Below are 12727 nucleotides of genomic sequence, written 5' to 3' on the forward strand. Positions count from 1 at the left end.
TGGTGAGCAATCAGATCGCAGGAATTTGCACCCACCTGAAAAATGTTTGCAAGCAATCCTATGACCCTGTTTGGTACTGTAATATTAGTTTTGAAACAATCCTGAGACGGGGGGTAAAACTTTTAAAAAGGGTGGGTAAAATCACAATTTTGAAAATACCCACCCTTCATCCGCTATGCCTTCCCTTTGATTTTGATCGTGTTATACGTATTATTGAAAGTGTGGCGGTATTTCCTGATATACTCGGACGGTATTACCCCGAACAGCTTTACAAATTGTTCGCGGAAATAACGGGCATCACCAATGCCAACATAATTTGCTGACTGCGTGATGTTCATGTCGCCGGTCAACATTAACACGGCGGCTCTACGTAAACGGATCGACCGGATAAATGCATTGGGTGACTGGCCGGAGATGGCTTTAATTTTTTGGTACAACCTGGAGTGACTCATTCCCATTGCCCGCGCAAATTTTTTCATGTTGAAATCATCTGCATCGAGATTATTCTCCACTACTTCAATGCATCGCTGCAAAAAGTCCTGGTATTCCGCAGATACTTTTACAGAGGATGTGCGCAAGGTGATGTTGTCGAAGAAATATTGTTGCAGTTGACTGCGATTGCGCAGGATCGTTTCTACCCTGGCAGTGAGCAGATCTTTGTCAAAAGGTTTGGTGATGTAGTCGTCCGCCCCGCCTTCGATGCCTTTCAAGCGAACGGCGGCATCTGTGGAAGCGGTGAGCAAAATTACCGGTATGTGATTGAGCCTGGATGACTGTTTGATCTTGGCGCACAATTCAAGACCATCCATTTCGGTCATGTTAATGTCGCTGATGATGAGGTCGGGCAAATGCTCGTCGGCAAGCGCCAAACCTTCTACCCCATCATCGGCCATGTACAAAATGTATTTGTCGTTAAACAAAAGCTTCAGATAATTTCGAACGTCGCGACTATCATCCACCAACAAAATGGAACGTTTTTCTGTGATTACTTCCGTCACTGTTTTTCCGGAAGCAGGCATTTCTTCTGCCAGTGTTTCGGTGAACTTGTCGTCATTTCCCGCCGCCAGCTCTTCCAGCAATTGGTTATTATTGGTTTCTGCAACAGGTTGTGCAACAACGGGCAGGTGCTGTTTTCCTTTTTTCAATTGTATGGAAAATGACGACCCGCTGTTTATCTCGCTGCTGATTTTGATGCTTCCTTTATGTGCTTCTACAAAATGCTTGACCAGGTAAAGACCAATGCCGAATCCGGATTTATGAGTAACGGCATCTGCCGCTTGCGCAAACTTCTCGAAAATCTTCGCCTGATCGCTTTTTGCAATACCGCAACCGCTGTCTGTTATGGTAATAATTACGTTGTCGTTTTCCTCTTCAATGGTAAATGTGATGGAGCCTTTTTCCGGCGTGAATTTGAAAGCGTTGGACAACAAGTTAAAAATGGCAATTTCTATTTTCTCCACGTCCACACATATATTAATGGGTGTGTTCGGAGCATTGAACTGATATTGTATTTGCTTTGCTTTTGCCTGCTGTATGAAGCATTGATAAACGCCATCGCACAACATTTGCAGATTGACCGGCGTAATTTTTAGCATGTCCTCGCCGCTGTCTGCTTTGCGGAAAAGCAATAACTGATCCACCAAACTCAACATTCTCCTTGCATTTCTGTACGCAATGGTTAATGCAAAATCCGGTGCTTCGTCCAGCTTTTCTTTAATCGGATTGATGATGAGCGACAATGGTGTTCTGAACTCATGTGAAATGTTGGTAAAGAATGACAGTTTCTTTTCCGCCATTATTTTATCCTGTTCATTCTTTACATGCGCCAGTTTGATTTCGTATTTAAGTCGCTCCTGTCTGCGTGCATAGGTGATGTAAGCGAAAATCATGGCTGCGGCGATCAATACAAAAAGTGAATAGGCCCACCATGTTCTGTACCACGGCGGCAGTATGATCACCTGCAACAATTTTGTAGCACTGCTCCAACTTCCATCAGCATTGGATGTTTTTACCAGGAAAACATACTTGCCTTCAAGCAGTCGCGAGTAGTTGGCTGTTCTTCCTTTGTTTACATAGTTCCAGCCTTTGTCCCAACCTTGCAGCATGTATGCATACCGGATCTTGTCGGACGTTGAATAATCGAGTGCTATAAAATCAAGTGACAGAGAAGAGCGATCAAATGGCAAAGTGATCTGCCGGATGGTTTGACCATCCACTTCTGCAGAGGATGCGTCACCTTGCGCCGGTTTGTTGTCAACTCGCACACTGGTTAAAAAAATGTTGGTGTTGTCTTTGCGAACAACTACACTATCAGGATAAAAAATATTAAAGCCGTTGATGCCACCAAAAATGAACTCGCCGGAAGACAGCGCCAGCCCGCCATTGAAGCTGAACTGGTTACTTTGCAATCCATCCGATTGCGAGAAATTGTTACAGGCATAAGTGTTGGGATCAAACTTCACAAGGCCGTTGTAAGTGCTCATCCACAGGTTACCGCTCTTATCTTCCAGCATACGAAGAATGGTGTTGCTTGGCAAGCCTTCTGAAGTGGTGAAGCGTTTAAAATTTCCTGTTGCACGATCAAACAGTAACAATCCTCCATCCTGTGTGCCCAGCCAGAAGCGGCCCTTTGAATCTTCCCTTATGCAACGAACAGGATGGCCAATTGCATACACCTGGTGCTTTTTGTTTATCCTGTCAATCTTGATGAGCGAGGTATAATTGCCCGCCCACATATTTCCCTGCTTGTCTTCTGCAATGGTTTGAAGATTGGCAATGGAAGGATCAAATATTTCAAACTTGTTTTCTTTCTTGTTAAAAAGATAAAGACTTCCATCGTTGGTAGTGCCGGCCCAAATATTTTTCTGTGCATCCTGGTACACGAGCCATGCATTTGGTTCGCGGCTGTTGGTGTTGGGATTATATAATTCGAAACGCTCAAAGCGATTGCTGTTTTTCCTGAGCCTGTTTACACCACCGAACCACGTAGATATCCAGATATCCTGCTGGTCGTCTTTAATGATATTGGTTATGAAATTGCTGCTGATAGAACTGCCATTTGCAGGATCGCTTTTGTAGGTGACATAACTGTTGCGACGACGGTCCCAATAGCGCAAACCCGCGCCATCTGTGCCTATATACACGTTATGTTGCCCATCTTCACAGAATGAAAGAATGAAATTATCTACCTTACTTGGAACATTTCCTTTGTACACTACATGTTCAAAAAACGGCTCACTGCATTCCACAAGGTTAATGCCACCGCGCAGTGTACCAATCCATTTGCGATCATTTTTATCGCAACAAACGGAATATACTGAGTTGCTGTTTATCAGTTCTGTTCCATTGGAAGATTTGAAAGACGTGGCCGTCCTTGCATTTGCAGGCAATTCAAAAACACCGGCACCATCCGTACCGATCCACAATGCTTCTTTTTTATCAAAACACAAACTGGTAACCGTCGTGCTCAGCGGAAGATGGTTGTATGAAAGTTCCTGCGTGTTGGCATTGTAATAAACCAGGTCGCTGTTTGTTCCCAACCATAAATTTCCCTGCTTGTCAATCTCCATCACGTTCGCCTGTATTACCTCCGAACTCACCCGCACTATTTCATTTGTTTTGATATCAAATAAAAAAATGCCTTTCCCTTTTATGGAGAGCCAAATCCTTTGCCTTGCCTCGTCATACCTGATGGCGTGCACTTGATAGTTCCACTCCTCTTTGCCGCCAACCTTTAGTGGCAGCTGGATACCAGGGTGCCATGCACCCTTGAAAACAATGAGACCATTGGTGCGTGTGCCCACCAACACCAGTTGATCCTTTATGTTTAGAATGGAAAGCACCTCGCCCTGCAAGTGTTGCTGGGCACCATTTCCATGAACGAGATAAATTGGGTTGGAGAAAGTTTCGTTGTGCTGGCTAAAAATATTGAGTCCGTTTTGCGTACCAACCCAGATGTTATTTTTGCCATCATCGCAAATGGACAACACGTTGTTGGTAGACAAAGAAGTACTATCGCCAATGATGTTCCTGAAAACTTTAAAATTATATCCGTCGAAGCGATTGAGGCCATCATACGTTCCGATCCACATAAAACCGCGGTGGTCCTGGTAGATGGTTGTGATGACGTTATTGGAGAGCCCCTGCTCTATTCCTAAATAGCGAATGGGCAAATCTTTGGCTTCTAATATGGCGCAGAAAGCCAGTAAATATACCAGCAAAAAAGTCTTTCTTATCAGCATCGTTAGTTTTGTGATCCTTATTGTCCGCAAATAAGTGTGAATCGTACAATTAAATTAGCTTTTTCAGAAAAACTTATCAAGTATTTACCCACTTTTGTTGAAAAAAATATTACGCGCAGGAATTCGATGTCATCACGTTATGCAACTGGTATTAATGTTGCATTGCTGCACCAGACCTGACAGGTTTTAAAACCTGTCAGGTCTCGCGGACTCTCCGACATTAACCGCAAAGAACGGAGAGTAGTTTACAGCGAAATGAATAGCAAGTCACAAGAGCGCAAAGGAAACGAAGAGTGTCTTAATGTTCAACACTCTTCGTTTCCTTTGCGCTCTTGCATGTTGCACCAATATTTTGAAACTAAACTTCTTTGCGCCCTTTGCGGTTAAAAAAACGACGCAGTCGGCCAGAAGCCTACTTACCCAAGTATCTATATATTTCACAGGCAGCCAGCAAGAACGCTCCCACACCGAAGTTTGCAGTTGAATTTTTGTCCACCACCTGACCGGGAATGGCCCTGTCTCCTATTGGTTGCACATAACCAATCTTTCCATCTTGCTGCATGGCAGTTTTAGACAGATATGTCCATGATTTTTTTACAACGGGTAAAAATTCGTTTTTATCGAGATAGCCGTTATTCATCCCCCATATTAAACCATAGGTAAAAAATGCAGTACCACTGGTTTCAGGTCCCGGTGCATGTTCCGCATCCTGCAGGCTTCTTGACCAGTAGCCATCAGGCTGTTGCAAAGTTTTTAACGCTTTTGCCATGCCGGTAAATTTTGCGATGTATTCGCTTCTATGTGCATCATTTACAGGTAAGTCTTTCAACACTTTTGCAAGCGCTGCGAAAACCCATCCGTTTCCTCTTGCCCAAAAATCTTTTTTTTCATTCACGGTTTTGTGCGCCGGAAAAACATAGCGGGCATCGCGGTAGTAAAGCTTCTCGGTGGAATCGTACATGATGGAATTGGCGTACTCAAAATATTCGTGCATCTTGTTGAGATACTGAGGATTTTGTGTCACCTTGTGCAACTTCACCATCACGGGCATTACCATGTACAGTCCATCTGCCCACCACCAATAATCATTTTTTGAGGTGGCCATTTCATATTCCATCACCTGTTTTGCCCGGGCTATTTTCTTTTCATCTTTTTCCAAATTATATAGATCAACATAGGTTTGAAAGCAACATTGCCAATCGCCGAACAACACAAAGTCAGGCTTTTCACCGTATGAATATTTCCACTCCGTTGTATCATCAGAAGTTGCACCTTTCCAGTTGTTGTAGCTCGCCCAGGTTTCCGCATACTGCCTGTACTTTTCATTTTTTGTAATCGCATATGCTTCCATATTGCCTGTCTGGTAAGCCGCTACATCCCAAAATGACCGCTGTTCAGGCGCGTGCGTCGATTGCCATTTATCGTTTACCAGATTGATAATATCCAACACTTCTTTTGAACTGCTGTCAAATTGCTTTGTGTTTTTTTGTGTCTTACAGGAAAGAAAAAACAGCGATCCTGTGAGTATGAATAAACTGAGGCTTGCAAATCGTTTCATAGTAAAATTGTGTTTTAAAATTGCACCTTACCGGTTTTAATATCAATTGACCACGGCTTGGGTTCCGGCAGCCACAACTTGCCATCACCAGTTTGAAGCGGCATCCACAGGTAGCGTGAGTCCCACTGTGTTTTGGGTTTCCACTGATCGGCCATAAAAATTACCGTAGTATCTTTTGTTCCTTCCACTTTGAGCATCATGGTTGATTGCGAGCTGTAGGTATTGGTTTCAGGCGGCGCAATATCTTTAAATTCCGACCATGGGCCTTCGAGCGATTTTGCAGTTGCGTATTTATTCGGGTTGGGGTTCCAGCCGGTGAGTGCAGAACCAATGGCATAATACAATCCTTTATAATGCACGATAGCGCCACCTTCCAATGGGGCATTGATCAAACAAACTTCTTTTTCCACTTTCAGATAATCATCGGACAACCTGGCGATGAAGAATCCCTTAGTGGGCCAACTTTCGAAAACGAGATAAGCGGTTCCATCATCATCGATGAACTGGCCGATGTCCCTGCTTTCTTTTTCCAGCGGACGAAAACTTTCACGGTATGTAAATGGTCCTTCGGGTTTGTTACTCGTTGCAACGCCTACCCTCGCCAATTTGTAGCGGGCATCATCCAAATGAAAGTACATCACATAGGTTTTCGTTTTCCTGTTGAAATAAACTTTTGGCCTCTCCAATACCCAGTTACTACCGAGATGCTCGGGGTCGGAAAGCTGTAGCGCATCTCCCATGAACTGCCAGCTCGCCAAATCTTTTGAACGATAACAACTAACGTAGCGAAGGCCGGTATCCAAACCTTGCCTTCGCTGTTCACCATACCAGTAATAATATTTGTCAATTTTTACAATACCGCCTCCGTGTGCCTGGATGTGATTGCCTTTATCATCCGGCCAAACTTCACCGGGATTGATCTTTTTTTGTGCGGTCGCAGAGGTAAGCAATACAATGATTGCCACCATTAACAGAATGTATTTGTTGCCCGGGCGGCAAGCATTCGTTTTATCTTTCATAATAATAAATGATTGAAGGAAAGACTTTTAGCAAAACGAAAGTAGCCTTACAGGAGGTTTTATACAGGGGGTAAATCCTGCTAAAAAGGGGGGCATTTTAATAACTGAATAACTGATTAACTGAATAACTGAAGGTTCAAAGTCAAAGACCCTGCCTGAATATAAACGTTCAGTTATTCAGTTACTCAGTTATTCAGTCCTCAAGCTCTTCGCCGGGTTGGCGATGGCGGCCTTGAAGGCCTGGAAGCCAAGTGTGAAAACTGCTATAATAATGGCTATAAATCCGGACACCACGAAGATCCACCAGTTTAGCTGGATGCGGTAGGCAAAATCCTGCAGCCACTTATTCATCATGAACCAGGAGAATGGAACTGCTACCAGCATGGAGAGCATGATAATTTTCAACAGACTTCCTGTGAGCAACATGGTGATGCTGCCGACGCTGGCACCCAGCACTTTTCTTACACCAATTTCTTTTACCCGCTGGCCAACGGTGAATGTGATCAAACCAAACAAACCAAGACATGCGATGCAAATAGTTAAGATGGTAAAGGCTAGCAATATTTGCCCCTGCTTTTGCTCGGCCTGGTATTGTGCGAGGAAATTTTTATCGAGGAACTGATAGTCGAACGTCGCCGAGGGGTCAAACTTTCTGAATGTTTTCTCCACGTCAACCAAAGATTGCGAGAGGTTGCTTTCATTTAAACGGACATACATGTTATCGCTTTCCATTGCATTCTTTGGCAGCTGCATGATCATCGGTTCTATTTTGTGCTGCAAAGAATAAATGTGATAATCTTTTACAACACCAATAATGTTTGCCGCAGTAATTTTACCCGTTGAATCTTTGCCCCTGGAAATCCTTTTACCGACGCCACTTGTCCAGCCCTGGCGCTGAAGAAAGGCTTCGTTCACAATTATATCATTACTATCGGAAGCTATGTTTTTCGAAAAATTTCGTCCTTCTTTCAAATGTATTTGCATAGCAGGAATAAAATCAGGATCGATTGTTAGGCCATTGGCGAGATTGCTGCGATCTTCGAAGACACCATTTTTTTCAACACTGTAATCTTCCATGCCAATGTTATTATTACCAATCGGATTGCCTGCAGACGCAACTGCTTTCACATTTGGATTTTGCAATAAGGCTTCGCGAAGTGCGGATACTTTTCCTCTCACATCCCTTGAATCAATATGAAAGGTCATCATTTGATTTTTATTGAAGCCGAGGTCTGTATTGCTGACATAGCGAAGCTGTAAATAAATAACGAGCGATGATGTTATTAAAACTACCGTAACGGCAAACTGAAAGAGTACCAATGTTTTTCTGAAAACGACCTGCCCTTTCACATCGCCCAATTGATTTTTCAAAGCAGGAATCGCTTTGAAGCGCGATAAAAACAACGCCGGATATAGGCCCCCAATAAGTCCTGCGATCAGTGTAAAACATAGGAGATAGAAAATGCTTGCAGGCAAACCGAATCTCCATACCGATAACGTTTTTCCTGTAACATCATTGATCAGAGGCATTAGCAACGCTATCAATACCACACTGATAAACGCAGCGGTAATGATCATGCTGATGGACTCTGCAAGAAATAAACTAACGAGATTATTTTTACTGGAACCTACTATTCGCCTGACCGCCACTTCACGCAGGCGCACGGATGCACGGGCCGTGGTGATATTGACATAGTTGATCAAAGCGATGATCAGAATGAGCAAACCAACAATGGACAAAACATAGATGTATTTTATATCGTGGTTCCCGCCCAACTCATACATTAAATGAGAGCGAAGATGTATGGACGTTAATGGTTGCAGTTCAAGATTGAAATGAATGTTCTGGGCATTGATTGTAAGATATTTTGTAACAAATGCCGGCATTTTTGCACGCAGCTTTTCTATGTCTGCATTCTTCTTTAAAAGGAAGTATGAGTAAATGCTAAGATTGCTCCAATCCCCTTTGTAATCAGGAGAAAATGGGCGCAGTGCATTAAATGTAAAATGTGAATTTGCGGGAACGTCTTCTATAACCGCTGCCACATTCACCGGACTTTTATCTATGTAAACTGTTTTGTTGATCGCTGCTGTTGGATCACCAAACAATTTTGCCGCGAGTGTTTTTGTGAGCACAATGGCGTTAGGATCTTTTAGTGCATTTGTGCCGCCGGCGATGAAATGATAAGTAAATACATCGAAGAAAGAAGGATCAGTAAAAAAGATATTCCCTTCTTTAATTGTTTTGTCATTGTAAGTGAGTATGCCACCGCCTTCGGGATCGATTCTTACAGCATCTTCCACTTCCGGAAAATCTTTTCTGAAAGCTGCAGCCGATAATCCTGACGTACCTGTTATGTCAAATTTCTCTTCGCCCCACCATCCGTGAGAAACGAGTCTGAAAATTCTTCCTGCATTTTGGTGGTAGCGATCATAGCTTAATTCATCAGCGATGTACAATGAAATGATCCAAACCGCGGTAAGGCTCAATGCCAGCCCTGAAATATTTATAAAAGAAAAAGCCTTTTGCCTGGTGATGTTGCGAAAAGCTGTTTTAAAAGAATTTCTAAGCATTGAGTATTGTTTGCAAAGCAAAAGATAATAATATGCCAGAAATATTTCTTCAGTATTATCAAAGGTTTAGCAGTTATCGGCACATAGCGCATGTTTGATTCCGATACAAAAAGTGTACGGTTTTGGTACACGAGAGAGCACGCAGATGACACTGATTGAGCTGATCTACACGGATCAATAATTGAATAATTGAATAACTGAATAACTGAAATGCAAGGTCGGGCGTGTTCTCGGTTATTCAGTTACTCAGTTATTCAACTTGTAAAAGATCAGCGCAAATCATTCCAATCAGTGTCATCTGCGTGCTATAAAAAATCAGTTCCTGCAATACTTCCTCACCAGTTCATCATACACACCTTTCCTTCTTGCTTTTTTAGCACGATGCAAAAGCAACGGCGTTATAAGTTTCAGAAATCCCGGTAGTCTTGTATCAGACAAATCAAGCAGTAAAGCAAGATGATCAAGTTTTTTGGGAATGCCGCTCTTGTTTGTGAGCCCATCTTCTGCAAGGCCATAGCTGATCTGCAGGCTTTGCAAAAAGCCTTGTGAGGCCGGAGATATTTTTACATGAAACTTTATGTCGTTGCTCGTGGGATTGAAAAAACGATGCAATTTATTTACGGGCACCGTGGATGTTTCGCCGGGCAATAGTTTATACTCCTTGTCGTCAATTCCTACGCCCAGTACTCCCTCCACAGGAATAAACTCTTCCGAAAAACTGGTGTGATAGTGCAGTGAATTGCCGCCCTCCGGAGCGAGTTCTACCTCGAGCAGCAGGTATTGATTGTTCGTTTCATGCGCCTCTTTGAGCACAGTAACCTTGTCTTTGAATTTGGGGTTTTGAAAAACGCGTAGTTGCATGGTGTGTTTTTCATGCGAACTTATGGAGAAGCGGAGCGCCCTACAATGCGAGAATGGGCGAATTGTCTATTGTAATGCATGAGTCGTAACAAGTCCGAAAGAGAGCACGCCGATGGCACTGATTGGGCTGATTTGCGCTGATCAATAATTGAATAACTGAGTAACTGAATAACTGAAATGCAATATCGAACGTGTTTTCAGTTATTCAGTTACTCAGTTACTCAGTTATTCAACCCGTAAAATCAGTGTAAATCCGTCAAATCCGTGTCATCTGTGTGCTCCCTACTGCGTCGATGGTAGTCCGAGGTTCGAATAATCCCACGCCCTGTCGGCCGACAATCTCCATTGGGAATCTGTCGCAGATGTACCTTTTGTCGTTCCCCAGTCAGCGCTGGGATCTTTCACAGTGCCTTTGCGCCAAATGGTTCTGTTTCGGGTGTCCAGCGCTTCTCCGGCGATAGACCAGAAAAAATTGTTTCTGCTGCTGCTGCTGCCGGCAAACATTATACGTGCCACATTCGGACTTCCAAAAGCATCTATGATTTTGTAAGCGGTACCATCAAGCATGTATGTTCCTGCCGCATCTTGTTTCAGTAAAGCAATGCCACTGTTACCACTTAATTGCAACGGCTTGCTCGCATCACCGCTCGCAGTGCTGGTAGTTCCCCACGAGATGTCTCTTTTTACACTGGCATCCGCTTGTGTTGATGCGATAACGTAGCAATGTCCGCTTTCAAGCGATCCTGTTAATTTCAAATAGGTGGTATTGTCGGGAAAGCGCCAATCTCTTAATGTATTGGCATCACTAACAGCATCATAACCTATCGCATAATGCGAAAGGTCAACATCGTTTCTTGTCCCGTTGTATAACTCTACGTAGTGATTACGCACACCACCCGCATTAGGATCGGTGTTGATCGCAGTTGCTATTTCTGAGATGATGACATCTGACGTTTCATTATCCGGTGGTGGCGCTTCAGGAATGGTGAATTCCACTTTCGAGCTACAGCCCACCATTGATAAAGCGATCGCTATTGTGTATATCAGTTTCATCTGTTTACTTTTTATTTTATTTTGATCAGATGCCCGCCTGAATGACGTCGTCGGGCAGGGCATTCGCATGAAAAATAATCATGCCTTTGGGTTGGTAAATTGTTGTCATACTCATTTCATAATTGCGACTTTAGAATGAAAGTTGTACGGCCAGGTTACTGATCCATGTGGTCTTGTCGGCAATTGCACCATGTTGCTTTATGCAGGTAGTGTTAATACCAATGCGAAACGCGTTGTTCATTATGTATTTGTTGATACCAATCGTAAACCAATCCTGTTTTTGAATAAGCGAGGTAGCGGTATCAAACTCAGGTTTCACAAATGAGTAACGCCCTTCAAAAGCCCAGCCATCCTTGAGTACATAAGATGATTGCAGATTAAGCCCACTTCCCAGGTTATATTTTGAAGAGGCAATTGCAGGCGACATTCTCACCGATGCAGCAGCATCCGTAAAAAGATTTTTTCCATACACAGAGGCATCGGTATATTCACCCACAAACGCGAAGCCTTTGTATTTAAATATGGCATCGACTACGAGTTTGCGATAATCCGCATAAGCGGCATTTCCACTTTCATCATAGATGCCTGTTACTGTACCATGGCCTCCACCTAGTGCGTTGCTTGCTTTTACATTGTAACTTCCTGCAACACCAATACCTAGTTTTGGCGTAGGCTCGCGATAAATATCCTGCGCTATGAATGCATTGTTTTTAATAAAATCACCCATTGGCATAAAGTCTATCCGGCCACCATATTTGAATCCGGCATCGGTCTGTGTGTCCCAAAAGCCTTGCCCTTCGCCAGTTGTAACAGACACCGATGGATACAACCTCATCTTATTACTGATGGTAAAATTAGTTTCGAAGAAAATTCCTCCCTCTCTTGTTGAACCCACAAAATTTTGCATCAATCCCCCGTATATACTTCCGTCAGTCGACTTCCCTGCTGTTGTCGGCCCCATCACTGATGCAAATTTTTCATCTGCCATGGCAAGCCGGTTATTGGTGTTTGTTTGTCTTTCACCGAGTACCAATCTGTATTGTTGATTTTTTGAAGCAAATCCCAACCAACCTTCCAATATACCTGTAGTGCCCGTAAAATCAGATACAAGGCCCATCGTAAGCTGGTTGTTAAATGCAGACACATTGAATGCAAGGCGAACGAGATTAAGCGACATGCGGTTTGTGTGCGTCACTTTGCTGCCGGTGTCAACATCCATCGTTTGCATACCAGGCTGCAGTGTAGCGTTGATGTTGAAAATGAATTTGTCTTTTTTACTGAGCCTGATATACGTGCCTTCTCCAGGTACATAACGGAAGGTTGAATCAATTCTCCCCGACTCAGAAACCTGCGCCTGGGAAGCACTGAAAGCAACCATCGTTATGCAAAATATCAATAGCTCGTATTTGCGCTTCATAGCT

The 12727-nt window shown here is 43.4% G+C and carries 7 protein-coding genes; all 7 read right to left on the reverse strand.

The window, feature by feature from the left end:
• Positions 1-173: 173 nt before the first annotated feature.
• Positions 174-4241 (reverse strand): hybrid sensor histidine kinase/response regulator transcription factor, encoded by a 4068-nt coding sequence (locus KTO63_RS18835; protein ID WP_217793234.1) that lies wholly within the window; start codon positions 4239-4241, stop codon positions 174-176.
• A 412-nt stretch (positions 4242-4653) separates the two neighbouring features.
• Positions 4654-5799: a glycoside hydrolase family 88/105 protein gene (locus KTO63_RS18840; protein WP_217793236.1), complete on the reverse strand. Its 1146-nt coding sequence runs from the start codon at positions 5797-5799 to the stop codon at positions 4654-4656.
• 14 nt (positions 5800-5813) lie between these two features.
• Positions 5814-6818: a family 43 glycosylhydrolase gene (locus tag KTO63_RS18845; protein ID WP_232373251.1), complete on the reverse strand. Its 1005-nt coding sequence runs from the start codon at positions 6816-6818 to the stop codon at positions 5814-5816.
• A 189-nt stretch (positions 6819-7007) separates the two neighbouring features.
• Positions 7008-9392, reverse strand: a complete 2385-nt coding sequence (locus KTO63_RS18850) for an ABC transporter permease (protein ID WP_217793238.1) — start codon at positions 9390-9392, stop codon at positions 7008-7010.
• A 315-nt stretch (positions 9393-9707) separates the two neighbouring features.
• On the reverse strand, positions 9708-10253 hold the full coding sequence (locus tag KTO63_RS18855) for a cupin domain-containing protein (RefSeq protein ID WP_217793239.1): 546 nt from the start codon (positions 10251-10253) through the stop codon (positions 9708-9710).
• A 282-nt stretch (positions 10254-10535) separates the two neighbouring features.
• Positions 10536-11306, reverse strand: a complete 771-nt coding sequence (locus KTO63_RS18860; protein ID WP_217793241.1) for a lamin tail domain-containing protein — start codon at positions 11304-11306, stop codon at positions 10536-10538.
• 130 nt (positions 11307-11436) lie between these two features.
• Positions 11437-12723 carry a hypothetical protein gene (locus tag KTO63_RS18865; protein ID WP_217793243.1) on the reverse strand — a complete coding sequence of 429 codons (1287 nt, stop codon included), beginning with the start codon at positions 12721-12723 and terminating at the stop codon, positions 11437-11439.
• Between the last annotated feature and the right edge of the window lie 4 nt (positions 12724-12727).

The organism is Pinibacter aurantiacus (genome assembly GCF_019130065.1).
GTDB lineage: Bacteria > Bacteroidota > Bacteroidia > Chitinophagales > Chitinophagaceae > Pinibacter > Pinibacter aurantiacus.